We start from the raw sequence: 23,791 nt of genomic DNA on the forward strand, positions 1-23,791 counted from the left end.
CGATCAAGCGGCGAATGGTAACAGGCGACACCCGCCCCGCTCCAGCGGGCAGGGCATTTAAGCCAAGGTTGCGTCTGGAACGCCCGTTGGCCGTGGTGAATGGCCGAATATCAACAGACGGCATTTACCGCTCATCGGCTGTGTGCCAGATTCGCCTGCTGATAACTTTCCTTACAATTCCTCGACTACAGTTTGCCCATGCCTGCCCAACTCAAGCGTCGCCTGTTCATTTTCCTGTTGCTGGTCCTGCTGATTGCCGGGGGCTTTTTCGCTCATTGGTTTCTCAAGGGACGCCTTTATGAAAGCACCGACAACGCCTATGTCCAGGGTGAAATCACCCGCGTGTCGAGCCAATTGAGCGCACGCATCGACGAAGTCCTGGTGCAGGACAACCAGCATGTGGAAAAGGGCCAGTTGCTGATCCGTCTCGAACCGAATGATTTCCGCCTCGCCGTCGATCGTGCCAATGCCGCCCTCGCCACCCGCGAAGCCGAGCGCCTACAAGCCCAAAGCAAACTGACCCAGCAAGCCAGCCTGATCGCCGCCAGCGATGCACAAGTGGCAACCACACAAGCCACCCTTGGGCGCTCGCAGATGGACTTGTCGCGGGCAGAAACCCTGCGCAAACCCGGCTACGTTTCCGAGGAGCGGGTCACCACCCTCTCCGCCGACGCCCACATCGCTCGCTCGCAAGTGGCCAAGGCCCAGGCCGATGCCCAAAGCCAGCGCCAGCAGGTCAACGCACTGACCGCCGAAATCAAACGCCTCGACGCGCAGATCGCCAACGCCCGCGCCGACCTCGCCCAGGCCGAACTGAACCTGACCCGCAGCGAAATCCACGCGCCGATCAGCGGCCTGATCGGCCAGCGTGCCGCGCGCAATGGTCAAGTGGTACAGGCCGGCGCGTATCTTTTGTCGATCGTTCCGGACGAGGACATCTGGGTGCAGGCCAACTTCAAGGAAACCCAGATCGGCCACATGCAGCCGGGCCAGAAGGCCGAACTGCTCTTCGACGCCTATGGTGATACGCCGATAGAAGCCCGGGTCGACAGCCTGTTCGCCGCCTCTGGCGCGCAGTTCAGCCTGTTGCCGCCGGACAACGCCACCGGCAACTTCACCAAGGTCGTGCAGCGGATTCCGGTCAAGCTGACCTTCAAGGCCGATAACCCGCTGCACGGCAAGATCCGTCCGGGCATGTCCGTCACCGCCACCGTGAACATCAAAGACGCCCCGGACAATGGCCGGTGATTCACTGATCCGCCCGGTCGGCGAACCGACCCGGCGGGACTGGATCGCGGTGATGAGCGTGATGCTCGGCGCCTTCATGGCGGTGCTCGACATCCAGATCACCAACTCCTCGCTCAAGGACATTCAGGGCGCCCTGTCGGCGACGCTGGAAGAAGGCTCGTGGATCTCGACGTCTTATCTGGTGGCGGAAATCATCATGATTCCGCTGACCGCCTGGCTGGTGCAGTTGTTGTCGGCCCGTCGGCTGGCGGTGTGGGTGTCGCTGGGATTTCTGATTTCGTCGCTGTTGTGCTCGATGGCCTGGAGCCTGGAGAGCATGATCGTGTTTCGCGCCATGCAGGGATTCACCGGCGGCGCGCTGATCCCGCTGGCGTTCACCCTGACTCTGATCAAACTCCCCGAACACCACCGGGCCAAAGGCATGGCGATGTTCGCCATGACCGCCACCTTCGCCCCGTCCATCGGCCCGACCCTCGGCGGCTGGCTCACGGAAAACTGGGGCTGGGAGTACATCTTCTATATCAACATCCCGCCGGGGCTGATCATGATCGCCGGGCTGATGTACGGGCTGGAGAAGAAAGAAGCGCATTGGGAACTGCTGAAAAGCACCGATTACACCGGCATTCTCACGCTGGGCATCGGCCTCGGTTGCCTGCAGGTTTTTCTTGAGGAAGGCCATCGCAAGGACTGGCTGGAATCGAGCCTGATCGTGACGCTGGGCAGCATCGCCCTGCTGAGCCTGATCACCTTCGTGATCGTGCAGATTTCCAAGCCCAACCCGCTGATCAACCTCGGCATCCTGCGCAATCGCAATTTTGGGCTGTCGAGTATTTCCAGCCTCGGCATGGGCGTCGGGCTGTACGGTTCGATCTATCTGCTGCCGCTGTATCTGGCGCAGATCCAGAACTACAACGCCTTGCAGATCGGCGAAGTGATCATGTGGATGGGCGTGCCGCAGCTGTTTCTGATTCCACTGGTGCCGAAGCTGATGAAGTTCGTCTCGCCGAAATGGCTGTGTACGATCGGTTTCGGCCTGTTCGGGCTGGCGAGTTTTTCATCCGGGGTGCTCAACCCTGATTTCGCCGGGCCGCAGTTCAACCAGATCCAGATTATCCGCGCCTTGGGTCAGCCGCTGATCATGGTGACCATTTCGCTGATCGCCACGGCGTACATCCTGCCGCAGGACTCGGGTTCGGCGTCGAGCCTGTTCAACATCCTGCGCAACCTCGGCGGCGCCATCGGCATCGCCCTGCTCGCCACACTGCTGGACGCGCGCACCAAGACCTACTTCGATTACCTGCGCGAAGCGGTGGTGCCGACCAATCCGCAGGTGGCCGAACGCCTGGCGTCGATGACCGATCGGTTCGGCAGTGACACGGCGGCGTTGGGCAAGTTGAGCGAAATTGTCCATCAGCAGGCGCTGATCATGGCCTACAACGATGCGTTTCACTTTGTCGGGATTGCGCTGGGGATCAGCATGCTGGCGATTTTGCTGACCAAGAAACTGCCCGCCGGACTGAAGGCCGGCGAGGCGCATTAACCTTGAGCGGACGCAGAGCGTCCAGGGCTGCATTCCCACGCAGAGCGTGGGAACGATCAGTCAGACAGCCAACAGCCGCTCACGCAGCTTGGCAATTTCGTCGCGCATCTGCGCTGCCGCTTCGAATTCCAGGTCGCGGGCCAGTTGGTACATCTTCTCTTCCAGTTGGCGAATGCGTTTGGTGATCTCGCTCGGCGAGCGCAATTCGGCTTCGTACTTGGCGTTCTCTTCGGCGGCCTTGGCCATGCCCTTGCGCTTCTTGCTGCGCGAACCGGGCACGGTGGCGCCTTCCATGATGTCGGCGACGTCCTTGAACACGCCCTTCGGCGTGATGCCGTTGGCCAGGTTGAAGGCGATCTGCTTGTCGCGACGACGCTCGGTTTCACCAATAGCCCTCTCCATCGAACCAGTAATGCGGTCCGCGTAGAGAATCGCCCGGCCATTGAGGTTCCGCGCCGCGCGGCCGATGGTCTGGATCAGCGAACGCTCGGAACGCAGGAAACCCTCCTTGTCCGCGTCGAGAATCGCCACCAGCGATACTTCGGGCATGTCCAGACCTTCACGCAGCAGGTTGATCCCCACCAGCACATCAAAAGTACCCAGACGCAGGTCGCGGATGATTTCGACCCGCTCGACGGTGTCGATGTCCGAGTGCAGATAACGCACGCGCACGCCGTGATCGGCCAGGTAATCGGTCAAGTCTTCAGCCATGCGTTTGGTCAGCGTGGTGACCAGCACTCGCTCCTCCACCGCAACACGTTTGGTGATTTCCGACAATAGATCGTCGACCTGAGTCAGCGCCGGGCGTACTTCAACCTGCGGGTCGACCAGACCGGTGGGGCGCACCACTTGCTCGATCACCCGACCTGCGTGTTCGGCTTCGTAGTTGCCGGGCGTGGCCGAGACGAAAATCGTCTGTGGGCTCACCGCTTCCCACTCGTCGAAGCGCATCGGCCGGTTGTCCAGCGCCGACGGCAGGCGGAAGCCATACTCCACGAGAGTTTCCTTACGCGAACGGTCGCCCTTATACATCGCGCCGACTTGCGGCACGCTGACGTGGGATTCGTCGATCACCAGCAAGGCGTCGGCCGGCAGGTAATCGTAGAGCGTTGGCGGCGCAGCGCCGGCCGGACGACCCGACAGATAGCGCGAGTAGTTTTCGATGCCGTTGCAGTAGCCGAGCTCGAGGATCATCTCCAGGTCGAACCGGGTGCGCTGCTCAAGACGCTGGGCTTCCACCAATTTGTTGTTGTTGCGCAGATACTCGAGGCGCTCCTGCAACTCGACCTTGATCCCTTCGATGGCGTCGAGCAGGGTTTCCCGCGGCGTCACGTAGTGGCTCTTCGGATAGAAGGTGAAGCGCGGCAGCTTGCGGATGACTTCACCGGTCAGCGGGTCGAACGCGGAAATGCTTTCCACCTCGTCATCGAACAACTCGATGCGGATCGCTTCCAGGTCGGATTCCGCCGGGTAGATGTCGATCACATCGCCGCGCACCCGGAAGGTCGCACGGGCGAAATCCATGTCATTGCGGGTGTATTGCAGGTCGGCCAGGCGCCGCACCAGCGCACGCTGGTCGAGCTTGTCGCCGCGATCGACATGCAAGACCATTTTCAAATAGGTTTCCGGGCTGCCCAGACCGTAGATGCACGACACCGTGGTGACGATGATCGCGTCCTTGCGCTCGAGCAATGCCTTGGTCGCTGACAGACGCATCTGCTCGATGTGGTCGTTGATCGACGCATCCTTCTCGATGAAGGTGTCGGACGACGGCACATAGGCTTCGGGCTGGTAGTAGTCGTAGTAGGAAACGAAGTACTCGACAGCGTTGTTCGGGAAGAACGACTTGAACTCGCCGTACAACTGCGCGGCCAGGGTCTTGTTCGGCGCCAGAACCAGGGTCGGACGCTGCACCTGGGCGATCACGTTGGCGATGCTGAAGGTCTTGCCCGACCCGGTCACCCCGAGCAGCGTCTGGTGCGACAGCCCGGCTTCGATGCCTTCGACCATCAGGCGAATGGCTTCAGGCTGATCGCCGGCAGGGTCGAAACGGGTGACGAGCTGGAATTCAGACATAAACACCTCTGGAATCGCGATGCGGCGGGCAACCGCAGTACCACGAGAAAGACCGCAAACGACCGATGTCGCGCAAGGAAAAACGAAGATTGTGCTGAATGTGGAGCCGATTGCCTCGCCTTTCAAGGCAAACGTCCTACATCCGGTAAAGTCTCTGACAGGTTCATTCGACTAACGGTCGAGAAATAATCGGAAAAACTTACCTTAAAAGCCGATTCGCCTGTCGCCATTGATCGATGATGGCCTCTATACTAGCTCCCCGTTTGTGCACCGCTCTAGTGCATTCGGCTGGAGCGCCACACGTCCCTCCACTCTCCAATAGAGCTGCCGTAAAAATGAGCCTGTTCTCCGCTGTCGAAATGGCACCCCGCGATCCAATCCTGGGCCTCAACGAAGCATTCAACGCCGATACCCGGACCAATAAGGTCAACCTTGGGGTGGGTGTGTACTGCAACGAAGAGGGGCGAATTCCACTCCTGCGCGCCGTCATCGAAGCCGAAACAATTCGCGCCGCTCAGCACGCCTCGCGCGGCTACCTGCCAATCGACGGCATCGCGGCCTACGACCAGGCCGTGCAAAAGCTGCTGTTCGGCAATGATTCGCCACTGCTTGCAGCTGGCCGCGTTGTCACCACTCAGGCCGTCGGCGGGACCGGCGCACTGAAAATCGGTGCCGACTTCCTCAAGCAATTGCTGCCGAATGCCGTTGTAGCGATCAGCGACCCGAGCTGGGAAAACCACCGCGCCCTGTTCGAAACCGCCGGTTTCCCGGTGCAGAACTACCGCTACTACGACGCCGCCACCCACGACGTGAACCGTGCCGGCCTGCTGGAAGACCTCAACGCCCTGCCGAACGGCTCGATCATCGTGCTGCACGCCTGCTGCCACAACCCGACCGGCGTCGACCTGAGCCCGGCGGACTGGAACAACGTGCTGGAAGCGGTCAAGACCAAAGGTCACGTGCCGTTCCTCGATATGGCTTACCAGGGTTTCGGTGACGGCATCGCCGAAGACGCCGCTGCCGTGCGTCTGTTTGCTGAATCCGGCCTGACCTTCTTCGTCTCGAGCTCGTTCTCCAAGTCGTTCTCGCTGTATGGCGAGCGTGTCGGTGCACTGTCGATCATCAGCGAATCGAAAGAAGAAAGCGCCCGCGTCCTGTCGCAAGTCAAACGCGTGATCCGCACCAACTACTCCAACCCGCCGACCCACGGCGCAAGCATCGTTGCCGCTGTGCTGAACAGCCCGGAACTGCGCGCTCAGTGGGAAGCCGAACTGGCTGAAATGCGCCTGCGCATTCGCGGCATGCGCGAGCAGATGGTTGCTCTGCTGGCGAAGAAAGCCCCGCAGCGTGACTTCAGCTTCGTCGGTCGTCAGCGCGGCATGTTCTCCTACTCCGGCCTGACCACCGAACAGGTTCACCGCCTGCGCAATGAGTTCGGCATCTACGCCCTGGACACCGGCCGCATCTGCGTCGCCGCGCTGAACCAGAGCAACATCGAAGCCGTGACGGACGCCATCGTTCAGGTCATCTGACCCGACGCGGCACTAAAAACGGGAAGCTTTCGGGCTTCCCGTTTTTTATTTGTCTAAAGAAAAACCGATACACCCTCTAGACTGCACCCAAACGATATTTCAGAGAACCGATATGAAAAACGACGACCTGCGCGCCGACCGCGACGATCTGGATGACTTCATCCCCCGCGCCCCGGCCAAACGCGGCAACAACCTGGTGCTGCAAGTCGCGGCCGGGGTGTTTCTCGGCGGGCTGGCGCTGTGGCTGGTGCAACTGGGCGCAACGATGCTGTACGCCAAACTGATGCTCGGCACCTTCACGTTCGGCGGTTAAGCCAGTTCCGCTGCACGCTGAGTCGCCGCATCGTCATAAACGACGTAGAGCGATTCCGCGATCTGGCTCTTGATGGCCTTGGTGCTTTCCAGACCGAGGACAAAACCTTCGGCCTTGCCGCCTGCACGGTTCAGCTCTTCAGCCGTGGCGGCCTGAGTGATCGCGTCGAAAAGCTTTTCGGCGTGTGTACCGACGCCTTTGGGCAGGCTGATTTGTGCGGTGCTCATGCGAACACCTCGACAGGACGATGAGTGAGGATGGGGCTATTCATGGCGCGTACCTTTTCGGCGAATGGCCGGCAGCGCGTGTGACCACTTCCGGGCGGCCATGGTAGACCTCTGCTACGGTTCTGGTAACCGCCAATCGCCGATAAACCGCCGCCCGTCCTGACCTTTCCAACAAATTTACATCTCGCGCTTGACTAGTCTTTTTAAATCAGTAACATACGCACCAATTCCGCAATAGCTCAGTTGGTAGAGCAAGTGACTGTTAATCACTGGGTCCCTGGTTCGAGTCCAGGTTGTGGAGCCAAATACAGAGCCCCTGAATCGAGAGATTCAGGGGCTTTTTTGTGGGCATTGAAAAAGTCAGCGCCATAAAAAGGGCCGATCAGTTTCGCAACTGATCGGCCCTTTTCATTCAACTACAACGGTCAGACGTGCTCGCTGCTCTTGGCATGTACCTTCGGCACGCCGTGACCGTGATCCGCATCCGGATCGATCACCGGCACTTCATTGCCGTCGCAGTCATGCAGTTTGCCGTCGCTGAAGTAGTCGCCTTCACGCAACGCTGCCAGATCGCGATAACGCAGGGTCCGCTCTTCTGCCGCCGCAAACACCGACTGCTGATCCGAGTTACCCGCCGTGAAGTGGTTGAATGCCAGGTTCAGCAGGATCGCCATGATTGCCGACGAGCTGATGCCCGAATGGAAAATGGTCGCGAACCAGCTCGGGAAGTGATCATAGAAGTTCGGTGCGGCAATCGGGATCATGCCGAAGCCGATCGAGGTGGCGACGATGATCAGGTTGACGTTGTTGCGATAATCGACCTTGGACAGCGTGCGGATACCGCTCGCCGCCACGGTGCCGAACAGCACGATACCGGCACCACCGAGTACCGAGGTCGGCACCGCTGCGATGACCCGGCCCATGAACGGCAGCAGGCCGAGGATCACCAGGAAGATACCGCCGGTCGCCACCACATAGCGGCTCTTGATCCCGGTCACCGCCACCAGCCCGACGTTCTGGGCGAAGGCGCTTTGGGTGAACGAGCCGAAGATCGGTGCAAACATGCTCGACAGCATGTCCGCCCGCAGGCCGTTGCCCAGGCGTTTGGAGTCGACCTTGGTGCCGATGATTTCACCGACCGCCAGAATGTCCGCCGAGGTTTCCACCAGGGTCACCATGACCACGATGCACATCGACAGGATCGCGGCGAAGTGGAAGGTCGGCATGCCGAAATGGAACGGCGTCGGGAAGCCGAACATCGGGCCCTGGGTGACGTTGGAGAAATCCGCCATGCCGAGGAACACCGCCAGCACCGTGCCGATCACCATGGCCAACAGGATCGACAGACGCGAGATGGTGGAACTGCCGACCTTGCTCAGCAGCAACACCAGCACCAGCGTGACCGCCGCCAGACCGATGTTCTGCATGCTGCCGAAGTCAGGCGCGTGGCTGTTACCGCCCATGGCCCAGCGTGCGGCCACCGGCATCAGCGTCAGGCCGATGGTAGTGATCACGATGCCGGTAACAAGCGGAGGAAAGAACTTGGTGATTCGCGAAAAAACCGGCGTGATCAGCAAGCCGATCAGCGACGCCGCAATCACCGCGCCAAGCACCGACTGGAAGCCGCCCTCCCCGCCACTGCTGACAATCGCCACCATGGTGGCAACGCCGGAGAACGACACGCCCTGCACCAGCGGCAACTGACAGCCGAAAAACGGTAAACCCAGGGTTTGCAGCAACGTGGCCAGCCCCCCCGCAAACAATGAAGCAGCAATCAACAGACCGATGTCCGCCGGCGAAAGCCCGGCGGCCTGACCGATGATCAGTGGCACCGCGACGATACCGCCATACATGGTCAGAACGTGTTGCAGGCCGTAAGCCATATTCGCGCCGACCCCGAGATTCTCGTCCTCGGGCCGTTGGTGTGAAACATGGGGCGTTTTCATGGTGGGGGAGTTCCCTGGTTTTTGTTATGCGCACACTGTATGCAAGAGTCAGGACAAATGTCCATAGACTTGTATACAACTTATCAGTCACATAATGGTTAGCTAGCCACCCAACCTTCTAACCCGCTGCTTTCATCCCACAAATTCGGCAACACATCCCCAATCGAGTCCACGCTTTATCCGTCCAAGCTGAAGTGTTCATGGCGACCGACGGCGCGGTCGCGTTCTTTTTATACATATAAAGTATGCATAATGAAGTCATTCAAGATTCAGTTCGATAAAAGCAAGAATACTGCCAACGCATTCGAGCCCAGCGAGCGATGGCAACTTTGTGCAGAGGTGATCAATGAAAGATGAATACAATTTCAGCGACGGTAAACGCGGCGCCATTGCTCCCACCAAGGGTAAAACGCGCATCACCATCATGCTCGATGACGCGGTGATCGAAGCCGCGCGCGAGGTCGCTGAAAGCGAGGGGTTTGGCTATCAGACGGTCATCAACAACACCCTGCGCCACGCATTGCTTAACAGCCGTGGCGCTACCGAGGAACTCGAAAATTCCAGCGGGCCATTCAAGCAAGGCATCACCGCCACCGACCTCAAGAGCCTTGAGAAAAAACTGTCGGCGGCCGTGAACGAGATCCGGCGGGTGCTGGAACCGGACGTCAAACCGTAGCGTTCAAACTGGCTGAATCAAGCGCGCCAGAGCCTCTCGTGCACCGGGCTGGTGCGGCAAGTGCAGGCCGAACTCCCGTTCCAGCAATTCGATCAGTTCATCGACATCCGTCACTTCACGCCGCTCGCTCTCGGCGCCCATGCGATGGATCGCGAAACTGCCGTTGTTCAGTGTGCGCCGCCAGCCGTCGCCGGTACGCGCAACCATCAGGCGCTGAGCAAATGGCGAGTCCGGGTGGGTCGAGACGTACCAGTTGCCGAGGGTGTAATCGATGTCTTCCTGGCGTTGCAGGTCGAACAGATACATCGGCCGCCATTCGCCAGCAACCTTGGCTCGCAGCATGTAACCATCCGCCTGCACTTCGATGCGATACGGTTCGTGCGGCGTGGATTGCTCGGCGTCGGTATCGAGCACCAGCGGCGCGGTCGGCACCATGCCGCCGAAGCCGACGTCGGTGATGTAGCGCACGTCGTCAATGGTCACCAGGCTCAAGCGGTGAGTGCGCGCCGTCCAGCTGCCCTCGGGCTGATTCATGACCACGCGCCCGCTGATCCCCCGCGCATCGAACCCCAGCTCCAACAGCAACGCCAGAAACAGATTGTTCAGCTCGTAGCAGTAACCGCCCCGGGCGTCATTCAAAACTTTTCGCTCGATGGACGGCAGATCGATCAGGACGGGTTCGCCACTGAGCGTCGACAGGTTTTCGAAAGGAAAGGCGCCGGTGTGGCGCAATTGCAACGAGCGCAGGGTTTCAAGGGTCGGTGCCGGGGGCGCATCGAATCCCAGGCGTTGCAGGTACTGTTTCAGATTCGTCAGGCGTGGCTCGCTCATGGCTGGGTCCTTCTGCATGGGGGCGCGGATCGTTCCGCCGATGGTCGCCATGTATACGGGATCCGGGCATCGAATCGACAATTGAATTAACCAATCACCTGCTAGCGCCTTTTACGCGAATCGATGCGAATCCACGTCGGCGCGTGGTCGCTGGCATGCGGTTCGTTGCGCACCCAGGCATCCACACCGGCCTCGTGCAGATAAGGGCTCAGCTTTGGATTGAGCAGCAGATGGTCGATCCGCAGCCCGGAGTTCTTCTGCCAGTGTTGGCGGAAATAATCCCAGAAGGTGTACAGCCGATCTTCGGGATACAGATGCCGCAAAGAGTCCGTCCAACCCTGATCCAGCAGGCGCTGATAGCACTCGCGGCTCTCCGGTTGCAACAACGCATCCTTGAGCCACGAACGGGTGTTGTAGATATCCAGATCGGTAGGCACCACGTTGTAATCGCCGGCCAGTACCACCGGATGATCGCTGCTTTGCAAATCCCGGGCGTATTTGATCAGGCGTTCGAACCAGGCCAGTTTGTAGTCGAACTTCGGCCCCGGTTGCGGGTTGCCATTGGGCAGGTACAGGCACCCCACCAGCACTCCATGCACCGCCGCTTCGAGGTAGCGGCTGTGTTTATCGTCGGGATCGCCGGGCAGGCCGCGCCGGCTCTCCAGCGGTTGCGTATCGCGGGCAAGAATCGCCACGCCGTTCCATGACGCCTGGCCGTGCCAGATAGCGCCGTAACCGGCGGCCTCCAGATCGGCGGCAGGAAACGCGCTGTCCACCAGTTTCAGCTCCTGCAAGCAGACGATGTCCGGCTGCTCGCGCCTGAGCCATTCCAGCAGATTCGGCAGTCGAGCCCGCAGGCCGTTGACGTTGAACGTGGCAATGCGCATTTTTTTCATCGTCCGGTTTCCTGCCATTGACCGATAAAAACTGTGACATCCGCCCACCGCGACGGTTGCGTCTGATCCATCCAGTACGGCGTAATAAGCCCTCGCCCGATCCGCCGAGAATCCCCATATGCAAACCACGTTGCAAGGCCAGGGAATCGTTCTGCGCCCGCTTCAATACACCGACGCCGATGCCCTGCTCCACGCGGCTGCCGACGGGGAACTGTGGAACCTCACGGTCACCGTGGTGCCGTCGGCCACCACCGTCGACGCTTACCTGAAAAAGGCCCTCGACGGCCGTGAGGCTGGGACGGTCATGCCGTTTGTCATCGTGCTGAAGGAAACCGGCGAAGTGATCGGCTCGACCCGCTTCTGGAAGATCGACCCGCTCAACCGCAAGCTGGAGATCGGCAGCAGCTGGATTTCGGCACGTTTTCAGAAGACCTTCGTCAACACCGAGGCCAAGTACCTGATGCTGCGCCACGCCTTCGAGGTGCTCGATTGCGTGCGCGTGCAGTTCACCACCGACGAAAACAACCAGAAATCGCGTAATGCGATCCTGCGGCTCGGCGCGCAACAGGAAGGCATCGTCCGCCACGAACGCATCATGCCGGACGGCCGCAAGCGCAACTCGGTGCGCTTCAGCATCATCGATGACGAATGGCCGCAAGTACGCCTGAACCTGGAACGCAAACTGGCGGATTACGGCCTGCACTGAACGGTCAGACGCGATTGCGCAGCCATTGCAGGAAACCTTTCTTCGGCGCAGCTACCGGCGTTTCTTCGGTCAGGGATTGCGCCTTGTGCAGACGGAAATCGAGCAGCGCCTGCATCGCGTCGTTGATGTCGTGACGGGCGTCCAGGCACGGCTTGAGATAAGACTTCTCGATGCGGTACAGCGCGCAGAAAGTCTTGGCGGAGAAGTCGGCCGGCAATGATGTATCGGACAGAATCCCCGCCTCGCCGATCACTTCGCCCGGGCCCATCCGCCCGGACTCGAACGGTGTGCCGTGGCGTTTGAGCGTCACCGAGACCACGCCGGATTCGATGATGAACAGGTGATCGCTGACCTCGCCGCCCGCGAGGATCATCTCGCCGGCACGGAAAGTCTGCAGGTTCATGTTCTGGCTGAAGGTTTCTTTCTCCTCCTGACGCAGGGTGGAGAAAATCGGCGAGCTGTCGAGCAACGCCCGTGGCCTTGAGAGATTGCTCGGCACGCCAGGCTCATCGCTCGACAGCAGATTGACCCCGGACGCTTGCAGGTGTCGGTACGCCAGGTCGAACAGCTGATTGCGCACCACACGTTTTTCACTCATCGAGGCGACAAACCCGCTGATTTCATATTCGGTGCCGGCACTGCTGGAGTTCTTCAGCGCAACGCTCGGCGCGGGGCTCTCCAGCAATTGGCGGCAACCCTGCATCGCCCGCTCCAGGGCATCAATCACCGAGCTGGGCCGAGCATGGGGACTGACCTGCACGCTGACGGCAACCCCGAACATATTGCTCGGCCGGCTGAAGTTGATGATCTTGGCCTTGGCCGCCAGCGAGTTGGGAATCACCGCCATGCTGCCCTGACTGGTTTGCAGCCGCGTGGCGCGCCAGTCGATGTCGGTGACCCGGCCTTCGGTGCCGTCGATGGAGATCCAGTCATCCAGTTGATAAGGCTTGGTGGTGTTGAGCACGATCCCGGAAAACACGTCACTCAGGGTACTCTGCAACGCCAGACCGACGATGATCGCCAACGCCCCGGACGTCGCCAGCACGCCTTTGACCGGCAGGTCCAGCACGTAGGCCAACGCCGCAATGATCGCAATCAGGAAGATCACCGCGCCCAGCAGATCCTGCAACAACCGCCCGGTGTGCCCGACCCGCTGCATCATCACCGCGCCGATCAACACCGTCAGGGTGCGCGCGCCGAACAGCCACCAGCCGATCTGCAGCCCGGTCGCCGCCAGGTGCAACGGCACGTTGTCGGCCCACGGCGCAGGCTCCATCGGATTGAGCCCTTCGTTGAACAGCAAAATGCTGAACAGGGCAAAAATCAGTACCCGCACCAACAGTTTCCACGAACTGCCGTGGGAGCTGATCAGACGCCACAGACCGAGATCGATCAGGATCAGGATCAAGGCGCAAAACAACGGATGATCGGTGAGCAGAGACAGCATCAAACAACTCCGACAGGGGCCAGTCGCGAGAAGATCGCACAGATTGGGCTCAGTGTAGGAGTAATTGATTTGGCGGGATGAGCGCCACCGAACGCGCTCGAAAAAAACCGGCAGGCGCACGTGGCACCTGCCGGGATTTTCAGCCGTGCATCTGGCCGAAACGGCCGGACTGGAAGTCGGCGAAAGCCTGATGGATTTCCTGCTCGGTGTTCATCACGAACGGGCCGTGGCCGACGATCGGCTCGTCGATCGGCTCGCCGCTGAGCAGCAGCACTACCGCGTCCTGGCTGGCTTCGAGGGTGATGCGATCGCCATCACGCTCGAACAGCGCCAGTTGCCCTTCGCGCATCGACTCCACACCGTTGATCTGTACCGAACCCTTCAATACCACCAGCGCGGTGTTGCGGCCTTCGTGCAGATCGAGCGTAAGCAGCTTGCCGGTGTTCAGGCGCAGGTCCCACACGTCGATTGGCGTAAACGTGCGGGATGGGCCCTTGTGACCGTCGAACTCACCGGCGATCAGGCGCAGGCTGCCGGCACCGTCCTTGAGCGCGATATTCGGAATCTCACTGTCCAGAATGGTCTGGTAACCCGGCGCGGCCATTTTGTCCTTGGCCGGCAGATTCACCCACAGCTGCACCATTTCCAGATTGCCGCCGGTTCGGGCGAAGTTTTCCGAGTGGAATTCCTCATGCAGGATTCCGGAAGCCGCCGTCATCCACTGCACATCGCCCGGGCCGATGGTGCCGCCACTGCCAGTCGAGTCGCGGTGCTGCACTTCGCCTTCGTAAACGATGGTCACGGTCTCGAAGCCACGGTGCGGATGCTGACCCACGCCACGGCGTTCGGTGGTCGGGGTAAATTGCGCCGGGCCGGCGTGGTCCAGCAGCAGGAACGGACTGATGTGCTTGCCCAGGTTGTCGTAGGAAAACAGGGTACGCACCGGAAACCCATCGCCGACCCAGTGGCCGCGAGGGCTGGTGTAGAGACCGATCAGGTTTTTCATGGTGGACTCCGTCATCAGGTTGATCATGGAGCGATCATAAATTCGCCACGCATTTAGTACTAGTCAGCCAAAACCGTCCTCATCGTTCTATTGGTGGAACGATACCGATTGCGGTGATTCGTGACTTCCAGTCAACAGTACTTTGCCCCGACAGCGGTTTTTCCCAGGGAATCAGACGCGGATACTTCTGCCCATTCCCACTGCAACCCTGGAGTTCCTGCATGTCTGTTCCCGCTTTCGGTCTTGGTACGTTTCGCCTGCAAGGTCAGGTGGTCATCGATTCGGTGAGCACTGCCCTTGAACTCGGTTACCGGGTCATCGACACCGCTCAGATCTACGAAAACGAAGCCGACGTTGGCGAGGCCATCGCTGCCAGCGGCATCGCCCGTGAGAAGCTGTTCATCACCAGCAAGATCTGGATCGCCAACTTCGCCAAGGATCGCTTGATCGAAAGCCTCAAGGAGAGCCTGCAAAAACTGCAGACCGATTACCTCGACCTGACGCTGATCCACTGGCCGTCGCCGGAAAATCAGGTGCCGGTCGAAGAATTCATGGGCGCGCTGATGGAAGCCAAACGCCTGGGCCTGACCCGACAGATCGGCGTGTCCAACTTCACCATCGACCTGATGAAACAGGCGATTGCTGCGGTCGGCGCGGAAAATATCGCTACCAATCAGATCGAATTGCACCCGTACCTGCAAAACCGCAAGGTTGTCGAGTTCGCGCAAAGTCAGGGCATCCAGATCACGTCGTACATGACTCTGGCCTATGGCGAAGTGCTGAAGGATCCGCTGATCGTGCAGATCGCCGAGCGTCTGCAAGCCACCCCGGCGCAGGTCACCCTGGCGTGGGCGATGCAATCGGGTTACGCGGTGATTCCGTCGTCGACCAAACGCGCCAACCTGCAAGGCAACCTCGACGCCACGGCGCTGATCCTGAGCGACGCCGACATGGCGCGGATCGCCACACTGGATCGCGGCCATCGCCTGACCAGCCCCAAAGGCATCGCGCCGCAGTGGGATTGACCGATCAGGCCTGAAGCTGCTGCGCGAGGTCGTGCATGGCCACGCGCAGCAATTCGATGGCGGTCGTCAATGCCGCTTCGGGCTCATCGTCACGGCAAGCCTGTTCGAGCACCCGACACGCCGAAACCACGCGTTCGGCACCGATCATGTGCGCCCCGCCTGTGACGTGATGCGCCAGATCACGTAAATCTGCGCGATCACTTTTACGGCCCGAATCATCCAGACGCTTCAGGTCGATGCGCAGACTATTCAGTACTTCCTCACGCAATTGCCCGATCAGCGGGTTGTCCGCACCCGCCAGTTGCAACAGCGCACTCAGATCGAATTCGGCCACTGCCGGATCGTCTACGCTCTCGACTGGCGCTCCCCCGGATGCGGCGGCCATCAGCGCCTGGCTCAATTCACGCAGCAGCACCGGCTTGAACAGGCAATCGTCCATCCCGGCCGCCCGGCATCGCTGCTTTTCTTCCATTTGCGCATTGGCGGTAAATCCGAGGATCAGACAGGGCGCCCTGCCCGTCGCGGCCTCTTCCTGACGCACCGCTCGCGTCAGCTCGTAACCGTTGAGCCCCGGCATGTTGCAGTCGCTGATCAGTGCATCGAAGGCGTGCCCGCGCCAAAGCGCCAGCCCCTCCTCACCGCCACCGGCGTCAAAGGCACGATGCCCGAGTTCACTCAACTGCCGACACAGCAGCAGGCGATTCACCGGATGGTCATCCACCACCAGCACGCTCAGCGAATTAACCATCGTCGCCGCTGGCGCCGGCGCGGCCTCTTGCACAAGCGGCGCCAGCACCGGCAGTTCCATTCGCAGCATGACCTGAGTGCCCCTTCCCGGTTCGCTGGTCATCCACAAATCACCGCCCATCATCCGGCACAGGTTGCGGCTGATAACCAGCCCCAGACCAGAACCTCCATGCGCCACAGACTGATGATCGCCGACCTGCACAAACGGGCGGAACAACCGCTGCTGATCCTCGGCGCTGATCCCTCGGCCACTGTCTTCGATGATCACGCCCGCTTCAATCAGCCCGTCCTGTTCGCCGAACACGCGCAGGCGCAGGCTCACCTCGCCGTCCTCGGTGAACTTGATTGCATTGCTCAGCAGGTTCGACAGCACTTGTTTGAACCGCAGGGGATCGAGCATCACCACGACGTTGCTGCGCTCATCCATTTCTACATGCCACAACAATTGTTTCTGCCGGGCCAGGCCTTCGAAAATCCGACACACCGACGCCACCACTTCATGCAGATTGACGCGCTCGGGGGCCAGTGACAGATGCCCGGACTCGATGCGTGCGATGTCGAGAATATCGCCGATCAATGCCAGCAGTTGCTGCCCGGCGCTGGACGCCACCTCGATCGCCTGGCGATCGGTCACGCCTTCATCGGCACGCTTGAGGGCCAGTTCGAGCATGCCGATCAGGGCGTTCATCGGTGTGCGGATTTCATGGCTCATGGTCGCCAGAAACGTGCTCTTGGCGCGATTGGCTTCATCGGCTGCGTCCTTGGCCTCCTGCAATTGCCGTAGCCATTGCTGGCGCTGGCGGATCTGCCGACGCTGAAAGCCGATCCAGCCCAACGCCAACAGCAACAGCCCTGCCGCCACTGCAAACCCGCGCAGTATTTGCGTTTGATGACGCTGCCAATAGCTGTCTTGCAGCACCACGTTACGACTCCAACGCGCGACCAGTCCGTCGATTTCCTGGGGTGCGATGCTCAGCAGTGCCTTGTTCAGAATCGATTGCAGCTGCGGGGCCTCAAGCGACGTCGCCATGGCAACCCGCGCCGGCAAATCACCCAGCGTGGAGACAATCCGCAAACGATCGCGGTACTGGTGATCGATCTGGTAGCGCGCCACCAGCAACGAACTCAATGTCGCGTCAGCCTTGCCGTCGAGCAGCGCCTGCGTGCCGTCGGCCGGACTTGGCAACTCGATCAGGCGGATCTGCGGCACGTTCTCCAGCAGATAATCGTGCAACGGACTACGGCGATAAAGCGCCAGACGTTTACCCGCCATGTCGTCCAGACTGCGCGGCGCCTGCGCCTTCGAGTCGGTAATGAGCACAAAGGGGCTGTTCACGTACGACCGAGTGAACAGCATTGCAGTTTCACGCTCGCGGCTCGGTGTCATCACCGGCAACAGGTCCAGCTCACCGCTTTTGAGCTGCTCGACCTGATGATCCAGAGTTTGACCGCGCACCACCTCGAAGGTCAGACCGCTGCGCTGACTGATCAGGTTGAGCAATTGAGCGGCCAGACCACTGAAACGGCCATCGGCGTCAAAGTATGTCAGCGGGGCAAAATCATCGACAGCGCCGACCCGTATCACCGGATGCTGATCCAGCCATTGTTGCTCGCTGTCGCTCAGGCTCACCCGCGACTGCGCCGCCATGTCGGCGCGACCGGCGCTCCAGCGCAGCTCCATGGCCAGGCGCTGCTCCATGGGAATGGCCAGCAGGGCCTTGTCGACCAGACGTTTCAAACGCGGGTTGCTGCGGGCCAGGGCAAAGCCGAAAGGGTTGGCATCAAGGCCCGAAGGCCCGGCCAGTTGCAAGTCGTTGTGAAAATGGGTGTTGATCAGGTAACTGGCGCTGATGAAGTCGCCCAGGTACAGATCATCCCGACCGAACGCGACAGCGCCGAGGGCATCGAGAATCGATCGATAACGCTGCAGGGAAGCTTGCGGGTAAGCCTCTTCGATGGTCGAGGCTGGCAGGTAGTCGTCCACCATGGCAATGCGCTTGCCAGCCAGATCGCCAGGCAACGGATTGTCGATCCGAGTGACCCACATCGGCTGATCTTCAGCGTAGGCACGGGACAGCATCAGGCGAGGATTAGCGTCTTCAAACTTGTTCGACGTGCCCAGAAGGTGCACTTTACCAGCCACGAGCGCAGCCATGGCGCTTGCGCGGTCGGGATAGCACCAGACTTCGACGCCGATGTTCAAAATCTGTGCAATCGCGTCGGCGTAATCGGCCGTAAGACCTTCCAGTTCATGGCGTTTGCGGGTCAACTCAAACGGCGGGTAATCCGGCCAGGAGGCGCCGATGCGCAATACCGGGTTGGCGCTCAGCCACTGTTTATCCTGCTCATCAAGGCGGACCTGCACGCCTTCCAGACGGGTGCGGGAGACTATTTCCAGCCTTTGCGCGCTAGTCGCCGCCTGCGCTGTGCCCGCAAGCAGCATCAGCAGCAGGACGCATCGCAAAAGGCTCATCATGGGGATCCTCTCAGAGCAAATGGTTGCGAATGGCAAACTCTCGCAGTACCACCGACGACTTGATCCCGAGCTTGAGCATCAAGCGGGTCTTGTAGGTGCTGATGGTTTTGTGACTTCGGTTCATATCCTCGGCAATCTGCTTGTTCGATATGCCTCGCGCCAGCTCTATCAGGATTTGCAACTCGCGATCGGACAGCGACGCGATCAGCTTGCCTTCATCACTGTGCAACTCAGTCTGCCCTGCGGTGACGTTCGGCAAGTCCAGGAAATAGCTATAGCCAGCGCGGACAGCCTTGATCGCACTCTGCAGCTGCTGCAATTCGGCGGATTTGGTGACGAAGGCCATCGCACCGGCTCGCCGGCAACGCATCAGAAATTGATCGGGATTGGCAGTGGAAAAAACCACGACTTTACAGGACAGTCCGACTTTCTTTAGGTGCTCCAGCGTTTCCAGGCCACCCGGGCCTGGTAAGTTCAGATCGAGCACCATGAGATCCGGCTCGTATAAACGGACCAACGACACCACCTCACTACTGTCCGAGGTGACATAAACTGGCTTGTAGCCGAGCGACTCCAGAACCAGCCGAACGGCACTGACCACAACGGGATGATCATCGACGATCAATGCTGAACCCATGAACACTCCCGGGGCGAATACATGACATGACGCCACCGATCTTGCATGAACGGGACTATTGGTAGCTGCGCCACAACTGTTACACGCTGTGCACGTTGCTTCACCTGTCAGATCTGACAGTTGTGCGCCAGACCGATCTGTGATCGAACACGCGAAGAGCGCCCAAGCGATGCCTCGACTGAGGTCATCAACTGCTCGATGGCTCGGATGGATGGCAACGGCGCAGGACTGGTGATGATCTTTGCCCCGAATTGCCGGGGAACACCTGAAGAATCCGCCGGCTCACCATAGACCAGCGCCCGCCGGATTTGCGGATGGTCAAACAGGAAACCGCGAAGATCCGCGATCCCGACCGCCAGTTCGGCGTTGATCACCAGGACATCGAACGGCTGACAGCCGTAGTCGACCAGCGTCAGCAGTTCGGCAAGGTTTTGCACCGGTGCAATGCGGTAGTAATCGAGGCCGTTGAACATTCGTTCGATCTTCATCCGCTGAAAATGCTGCAAGTCGGCGATCAGGATACGCAGGGTTTTGTCGGTCAACGTGGAGGTCCGGGTAGTCGCTTCAAGTGGCGGCAAGACTACCCAAGCGCCGAGGCGCACTCTGTAGGACTTTTCCGAAAAACACCGTCATTCATCCGCATTGAACGCTTTATTCCGTAGTGCTCGGACTCCAGAAAGCCTGCACCACCAGGCTTGAAGTGGAAATCCGCTTCACCAGTGCATCCAGCTCATCGCCGTCCACCGAAGTGGTCGCCAGCGTCGCTTCGATCTCGATTTCATCGGCCCCGAAGGCGTGCACATCGACGTCACTGGCCGGGTAGTTGCTGCGTTCGAGCTCGGCTTCAAGCAAGGCGAACACGGCCGTTTGCTGCGAACGCCGGGCGATGACGTAGACGATGTTGGTGACTTCCGCCGAGACCACATCGAGCGGCTGACGGTTGATGTTGTTGACGATCGGCCGCAGCAAGGTATTGGCGGCGAGCACGAACAAGGTGCCCAGCACCGCTTCGGCCAGCAGGTCGGCACCAGCGCAGGCGCCGACGGCCGCCGAGGTCCAGAGCGTGGCGGCGGTGTTGAGCCCGCGTACGTTGCCCTCTTCGCGCATGATCACGCCGGCACCGAGAAAGCCGATGCCGGAGACCACGTAGGCAACCACCCGGACCGCGCCTTCGGCAACGGCGAGACGGTTGGCCATGTCGACGAAAATCGCCGCCCCCACCGCCACCAGCACGTTGGTGCGCAAGCCCGCCGTGCGTTGCCGGTACTGGCGCTCGAAGCCGATCAGGCCGCCGAGGATGAACGCCGCGCTGAGGCTGACCAAAGTGTCGAGCAATGAGGTGAGGTTGAGATTGTTGATCGCTTGCATGTCGAACTCCTTGAAACCGCCCCCTTGCTCCCACAAGGGGGGAATCTTGCCTGTTACTGCCAGCCGAAGCGGCGGATGTAGAAGCCTTTGACGGCCTGGGTCAGCGCCATGTACGCCAGCAGGATCACCGGCAGGAACACGAAGTACATCGACGGCAGCGCCTGCAGTTTGAAGTAGTGCGCCAGCGGCCCCATCGGCAGGAAGATGCCGACGGCCATGATGATTCCAGTCATCACCAGCAACGGCATGGCCGCGCGGCTTTGCAGGAACGGAATCTTCGGCGTGCGGATCATGTGCACGATCAGCGTCTGGGTCAGCAGCCCCACCACGAACCAGCCGGACTGGAACAGGGTCTGGTGATCCGGGGTGTTGGCATCGAACACGTACCACATCAAGGCGAACGTTGTGATGTCGAAGATCGAACTGATCGGACCGAAGAACAGCATGAAGCGCCCGACATCGCCCGGCTGCCAGCGTTGTGGCTGTTTCAGCATCTCGTCGTCGACGTTGTCGAACGGGATCGCAATCTGCGAAATGTCATACAGCAGGTTCTGCACCAGCAGGTGCATCGGCAGCATAGGCAGGAACGGAATGAACGCGCTGGCCACCAGCACCGAGAACACGTTGCCGAAGTTCGAGCTGGCGGTCATCTTGATGTACTTGAGCATGTTGGCGAAGGTCCGGCGCCCTTCCAGCACGCCCTCCTCCAGCACCATCAGGCTCTTCTCCAGCAGGATGATGTCGGCCGCTTCCTTGGCGATGTCCACTGCGCTGTCCACGGAAATCCCGATGTCTGCGGTGCGCAGCGCCGGGGCGTCGTTGATGCCGTCGCCCATGAACCCGACCACGTGACCATTACCCTTGAGGATGCGCACGATGCGCTCCTTGTGCGACGGCGTCAGCTTGGCGAACACGTTGGTGGTTTCCACCGCCACGGCCAGTTCAGCGTCGCTCATGCGCTCGATGTCGTTGCCCATCAGCAGGCCTTGCTGGGCCAGGCCGACTTCGCGGCAGATCTTGGCGGTCACCAGCTCGTTGTCGCCGGTCAGCACTTTCACCGCCACGCCGTGTTCGGCCAAGGCCTTGAGTGCCGGGGCGGTGCTTTCCTTCGGTGGATCGAGAAACGCCACGTAACCGATCAGCGTCAGTTCCTGCTCGTCGCTCAGGCTGTAAGTGTCACGCCCCTCCGGCATCGACCGTGCTGCCACCGCTACCACGCGCAAGCCTTCAGCGTTGAATGCTGCAGTGACCTGACGGATTTTTGCCAGCAATTCATCGCTCAAGGCTTCGTCGACTTCACCGTGACGAACCCGGCTGCACACCGACAGAACCTCCTCCACCGCGCCTTTGCAGATCAGTTGATGCGGCTGGCCGCGCCCCTCGACAACCACCGACATGCGCCGGCGGTTGAAGTCGAACGGGATCTCGTCGACCTTGCGAAACGCCGTGCCAACCTTCAGCTCACGGTGGATTTCCACATGTTCCAGCACCGCCACGTCGAGCAGGTTTTTCAGGCCGGTCTGGTAATAGCTGTTGAGGTAGGCCATTTCCAGCACGTCATCGGAGTCTTCGCCCCAGACGTCGACATTGCGCGCCAGGAAGATCTTGTCCTGGGTCAGGGTGCCGGTCTTGTCGGTGCACAGCACGTCCATGGCGCCGAAGTTCTGGATTGCATCCAGTCGTTTGACGATGACTTTCTTGCGCGACAGGAACACCGCGCCTTTGGCCAGCGTCGAGGTGACGATCATCGGCAGCATTTCCGGGGTCAGGCCCACGGCAATCGACAGCGCGAATAGCAGCGCTTCGGTCCAGTCGCCCTTGGTGAAACCGTTGATGAACAACACCAGCGGCGCCATGACAAACATGAAACGGATCAATAGCCAGCTGACTTTGTTCACGCCTTGCTGGAACGAAGTCACCGCGCGATCAGTCGCCCCGACCCGCTGTGCCAGCGCACCGAAATAGGTGCTGTTGCCGGTGGTGAGAATCACCGCCACCGCCGTCCCGGACACCACGTTGGTGCCCATGAACAGGATGTTGTCGAGCTCCAGCGGATTGCGCGTGTCGCAATCGGCCTGACGCGGGAATTTTTCCACCGGCATCGATTCACCCGTCATCGCCGCCTGGCTGACGAACAGGTCCTTGGCGCTGAGCACCCGGCAATCGGCAGGAATCATGTCGCCGGCCGAGAGCACGATCAAATCGCCGGGCACCAGTTGCTTGATCGGCAACTCAGCGCGCGGCGCATCCCGGCGCAGCACGGTGGCGGTGTTGCTGACCATCGCTTTGAGCGCGTCGGCGGCCTGGTTGGATTTGCTTTCCTGCCAGAAGCGCAGCAGCGTCGACAGCACAACCATCGAGAAAATCACGATGGCGGCCTTGAGGTCTTCGGTCAGCCACGAGATCACCGCCAGCAAGGTCAGCAGCAGGTTGAACGGGTTTTTGTAGCAGTGCCACAGGTGGGTCCACCACGGCAGCGGTTGCTCGTGTTCGACTTCGTTGAGGCCATGCTGCGCGCGCAGCACATCGACTTCGAAATCGGTGAGGCCGTCGGTGTGGGTGCCGAGGTTCGACAGCAGCACGCCGCTGTCGCAATGGGCGGCGTCCACCAGTGTATTGGCGAGAGTCGGCGGCACTTCACGGCTGACCGTGGTGTCGCTGAGGGTTTCCAGCAAAGCCAGGCGACGGAAGTGCCGGGCGATGTGGCGGGTCCGCAGGAAGCCTGCGAAAAATTCCTTGAGCGTAAGTTTCATGGCTGTTGCCCCTATGGTCAGCCGGGAAACCGTCGAGCAGGTACGTCCTCGTCTCGGGCACCGGAAAACCGGCACGGCAAGGCGTGGCGCGCCGGTCAGAAAAGACAGGCGTGTCGATAGGGCTGCAATGACGACGATGAAGTCGACTTCACAGGCTTTTCAGTGTCGATGAGAAGGACGTCGGGACATGACCGGGACCGGTCATGATCGGGATGCCGCTGCTCGCTGTTCGGCGAGACAACGGCACAAAGGAATGCGCGTTATCTTGCCGAGAATCCGCCGGTTACAAGGACCGGCCGACAACTGTCACTCGAACAAGTACCCACTGTGGGTCTCCGCTA

General features: G+C 60.3%; 19 protein-coding genes and 1 tRNA gene. 8 read left to right on the forward strand and 12 right to left on the reverse strand.

Annotated features, from left to right (window positions below; translation table 11 throughout):
* The first annotated feature begins 198 nt into the window (after nt 1-198).
* Both L6D82_RS18980 and L6D82_RS18985 read left to right on the forward strand, forming a co-directional pair.
* Entirely contained in the window at nt 199-1,248 is a 1,050-nt protein-coding gene (locus L6D82_RS18980) for an HlyD family secretion protein (protein ID WP_236190964.1), read from the forward strand.
* On the forward strand, nt 1,238-2,788 hold the full coding sequence (locus L6D82_RS18985) for an MDR family MFS transporter (RefSeq protein WP_479685116.1): 1,551 nt from the start codon (nt 1,238-1,240) through the stop codon (nt 2,786-2,788). Before L6D82_RS18980 ends, L6D82_RS18985 begins: the two co-directional genes overlap by 11 nt.
* A 60-nt stretch (nt 2,789-2,848) precedes the next feature.
* Here the strand turns inward: L6D82_RS18985 and uvrB are convergent, their stop codons facing one another.
* A complete protein-coding gene (uvrB, locus tag L6D82_RS18990; protein ID WP_129973129.1) occupies nt 2,849-4,864 on the reverse strand; it encodes an excinuclease ABC subunit UvrB in 2,016 nt (671 codons plus the stop codon).
* A 335-nt stretch (nt 4,865-5,199) separates the two neighbouring features.
* Between uvrB and L6D82_RS18995 the strand changes: the two genes are divergently transcribed.
* Nucleotides 5,200-6,396, forward strand: coding sequence for an amino acid aminotransferase (locus L6D82_RS18995; RefSeq protein WP_129973128.1), 1,197 nt, complete (start codon nt 5,200-5,202; stop codon nt 6,394-6,396).
* Nucleotides 6,397-6,508: 112 nt separating this feature from the next.
* Nucleotides 6,509-6,709: a hypothetical protein gene (locus L6D82_RS19000; RefSeq protein WP_007956421.1), complete on the forward strand. Its 201-nt coding sequence runs from the start codon at nt 6,509-6,511 to the stop codon at nt 6,707-6,709.
* On the opposite strand, the gene L6D82_RS19005 is transcribed toward L6D82_RS19000, so the two are convergent.
* Nucleotides 6,706-6,936 (reverse strand): hypothetical protein, encoded by a 231-nt coding sequence (locus L6D82_RS19005; RefSeq protein WP_102686996.1) that lies wholly within the window; start codon nt 6,934-6,936, stop codon nt 6,706-6,708. The genes L6D82_RS19000 and L6D82_RS19005 overlap by 4 nt on opposite strands.
* 228 nt (nt 6,937-7,164) lie before the next feature.
* Between L6D82_RS19005 and L6D82_RS19010 the strand changes: the two genes are divergently transcribed.
* A tRNA-Asn gene (locus L6D82_RS19010) sits at nt 7,165-7,240 on the forward strand.
* 121 nt (nt 7,241-7,361) lie between these two features.
* Here the strand turns inward: L6D82_RS19010 and L6D82_RS19015 are convergent.
* Complete coding sequence (locus tag L6D82_RS19015) at nt 7,362-8,882, reverse strand: nucleobase:cation symporter-2 family protein (protein WP_085747843.1); 1,521 nt, start codon at nt 8,880-8,882, stop codon at nt 7,362-7,364.
* A 346-nt stretch (nt 8,883-9,228) separates the two neighbouring features.
* Between L6D82_RS19015 and L6D82_RS19020 the strand changes: the two genes are divergently transcribed.
* Nucleotides 9,229-9,558 carry a BrnA antitoxin family protein gene (locus L6D82_RS19020; protein ID WP_236190966.1) on the forward strand — a complete coding sequence of 110 codons (330 nt, stop codon included), beginning with the start codon at nt 9,229-9,231 and terminating at the stop codon, nt 9,556-9,558.
* A 3-nt stretch (nt 9,559-9,561) separates the two neighbouring features.
* Here L6D82_RS19020 and L6D82_RS19025 read toward each other — a convergent pair whose 3' ends face one another.
* Together L6D82_RS19025 and L6D82_RS19030 are read right to left on the reverse strand one after the other, a co-directional pair.
* Nucleotides 9,562-10,389, reverse strand: a complete 828-nt coding sequence (locus L6D82_RS19025) for an arylamine N-acetyltransferase family protein (protein ID WP_134020704.1) — start codon at nt 10,387-10,389, stop codon at nt 9,562-9,564.
* 101 nt (nt 10,390-10,490) lie between these two features.
* Nucleotides 10,491-11,285, reverse strand: a complete 795-nt coding sequence (locus L6D82_RS19030) for an exodeoxyribonuclease III (protein WP_102686992.1) — start codon at nt 11,283-11,285, stop codon at nt 10,491-10,493.
* 118 nt (nt 11,286-11,403) lie between these two features.
* Between L6D82_RS19030 and L6D82_RS19035 the strand changes: the two genes are divergently transcribed.
* Nucleotides 11,404-11,991: a GNAT family N-acetyltransferase gene (locus L6D82_RS19035; RefSeq protein WP_236190968.1), complete on the forward strand. Its 588-nt coding sequence runs from the start codon at nt 11,404-11,406 to the stop codon at nt 11,989-11,991.
* A 4-nt stretch (nt 11,992-11,995) separates the two neighbouring features.
* On the opposite strand, the gene L6D82_RS19040 is transcribed toward L6D82_RS19035, so the two are convergent.
* Together L6D82_RS19040 and L6D82_RS19045 are read right to left on the reverse strand one after the other, a co-directional pair.
* Nucleotides 11,996-13,438, reverse strand: coding sequence for a mechanosensitive ion channel family protein (locus tag L6D82_RS19040; protein ID WP_236190971.1), 1,443 nt, complete (start codon nt 13,436-13,438; stop codon nt 11,996-11,998).
* 139 nt (nt 13,439-13,577) lie between these two features.
* On the reverse strand, nt 13,578-14,444 hold the full coding sequence (locus L6D82_RS19045) for a pirin family protein (RefSeq protein ID WP_236190973.1): 867 nt from the start codon (nt 14,442-14,444) through the stop codon (nt 13,578-13,580).
* A 221-nt stretch (nt 14,445-14,665) separates the two neighbouring features.
* Between L6D82_RS19045 and dkgB the strand changes: the two genes are divergently transcribed.
* A complete protein-coding gene (dkgB, locus tag L6D82_RS19050; RefSeq protein ID WP_236190982.1) occupies nt 14,666-15,469 on the forward strand; it encodes a 2,5-didehydrogluconate reductase DkgB in 804 nt (267 codons plus the stop codon).
* A gap of 4 nt (nt 15,470-15,473) precedes the next feature.
* On the opposite strand, the gene L6D82_RS19055 is transcribed toward dkgB, so the two are convergent.
* The 5 genes from L6D82_RS19055 to mgtA form a co-directional block, all read right to left on the reverse strand.
* Nucleotides 15,474-18,692, reverse strand: a complete 3,219-nt coding sequence (locus L6D82_RS19055; protein WP_236190991.1) for an ATP-binding protein — start codon at nt 18,690-18,692, stop codon at nt 15,474-15,476.
* 10 nt (nt 18,693-18,702) lie between these two features.
* Nucleotides 18,703-19,329 (reverse strand): response regulator transcription factor, encoded by a 627-nt coding sequence (locus L6D82_RS19060; protein ID WP_085747851.1) that lies wholly within the window; start codon nt 19,327-19,329, stop codon nt 18,703-18,705.
* 107 nt (nt 19,330-19,436) lie between these two features.
* Nucleotides 19,437-19,871 (reverse strand): chemotaxis protein CheY, encoded by a 435-nt coding sequence (locus tag L6D82_RS19065; protein WP_085747852.1) that lies wholly within the window; start codon nt 19,869-19,871, stop codon nt 19,437-19,439.
* A 109-nt stretch (nt 19,872-19,980) separates the two neighbouring features.
* Nucleotides 19,981-20,697, reverse strand: a complete 717-nt coding sequence (locus L6D82_RS19070) for an MgtC/SapB family protein (RefSeq protein ID WP_236190993.1) — start codon at nt 20,695-20,697, stop codon at nt 19,981-19,983.
* Nucleotides 20,698-20,750: 53 nt separating this feature from the next.
* Nucleotides 20,751-23,450: a magnesium-translocating P-type ATPase gene (gene mgtA / locus L6D82_RS19075; protein WP_236190995.1), complete on the reverse strand. Its 2,700-nt coding sequence runs from the start codon at nt 23,448-23,450 to the stop codon at nt 20,751-20,753.
* Between the last annotated feature and the right edge of the window lie 341 nt (nt 23,451-23,791).

It is taken from the genome of Pseudomonas paraglycinae (assembly GCF_021601625.1).
In the GTDB taxonomy this organism is placed as follows: Bacteria; Pseudomonadota; Gammaproteobacteria; order Pseudomonadales; family Pseudomonadaceae; genus Aquipseudomonas; species Aquipseudomonas paraglycinae.

Bases quoted from the DNA above. Each gene is read 5' to 3' on its own strand.
- L6D82_RS18980 (WP_236190964.1), top strand. From the start codon at position 199: ATGCCTGCCCAACTCAAGCGTCGCCTGTTCATTTTCCTGTTGCTGGTC.
- L6D82_RS18985 (WP_479685116.1), top strand. From the start codon at position 1,238: ATGGCCGGTGATTCACTGATCCGCCCGGTCGGCGAACCGACCCGGCGG.
- uvrB (WP_129973129.1), bottom strand. From the start codon at position 4,864: ATGTCTGAATTCCAGCTCGTCACCCGTTTCGACCCTGCCGGCGATCAG.
- L6D82_RS18995 (WP_129973128.1), top strand. From the start codon at position 5,200: ATGAGCCTGTTCTCCGCTGTCGAAATGGCACCCCGCGATCCAATCCTG.
- L6D82_RS19000 (WP_007956421.1), top strand. From the start codon at position 6,509: ATGAAAAACGACGACCTGCGCGCCGACCGCGACGATCTGGATGACTTC.
- L6D82_RS19005 (WP_102686996.1), bottom strand. From the start codon at position 6,936: ATGAGCACCGCACAAATCAGCCTGCCCAAAGGCGTCGGTACACACGCC.
- L6D82_RS19015 (WP_085747843.1), bottom strand. From the start codon at position 8,882: ATGAAAACGCCCCATGTTTCACACCAACGGCCCGAGGACGAGAATCTC.
- L6D82_RS19020 (WP_236190966.1), top strand. From the start codon at position 9,229: ATGAAAGATGAATACAATTTCAGCGACGGTAAACGCGGCGCCATTGCT.
- L6D82_RS19025 (WP_134020704.1), bottom strand. From the start codon at position 10,389: ATGAGCGAGCCACGCCTGACGAATCTGAAACAGTACCTGCAACGCCTG.
- L6D82_RS19030 (WP_102686992.1), bottom strand. From the start codon at position 11,285: ATGAAAAAAATGCGCATTGCCACGTTCAACGTCAACGGCCTGCGGGCT.
- L6D82_RS19035 (WP_236190968.1), top strand. From the start codon at position 11,404: ATGCAAACCACGTTGCAAGGCCAGGGAATCGTTCTGCGCCCGCTTCAA.
- L6D82_RS19040 (WP_236190971.1), bottom strand. From the start codon at position 13,438: ATGCTGTCTCTGCTCACCGATCATCCGTTGTTTTGCGCCTTGATCCTG.
- L6D82_RS19045 (WP_236190973.1), bottom strand. From the start codon at position 14,444: ATGAAAAACCTGATCGGTCTCTACACCAGCCCTCGCGGCCACTGGGTC.
- dkgB (WP_236190982.1), top strand. From the start codon at position 14,666: ATGTCTGTTCCCGCTTTCGGTCTTGGTACGTTTCGCCTGCAAGGTCAG.
- L6D82_RS19055 (WP_236190991.1), bottom strand. From the start codon at position 18,692: ATGATGAGCCTTTTGCGATGCGTCCTGCTGCTGATGCTGCTTGCGGGC.
- L6D82_RS19060 (WP_085747851.1), bottom strand. From the start codon at position 19,329: ATGGGTTCAGCATTGATCGTCGATGATCATCCCGTTGTGGTCAGTGCC.
- L6D82_RS19070 (WP_236190993.1), bottom strand. From the start codon at position 20,697: ATGCAAGCGATCAACAATCTCAACCTCACCTCATTGCTCGACACTTTG.
- mgtA (WP_236190995.1), bottom strand. From the start codon at position 23,450: ATGAAACTTACGCTCAAGGAATTTTTCGCAGGCTTCCTGCGGACCCGC.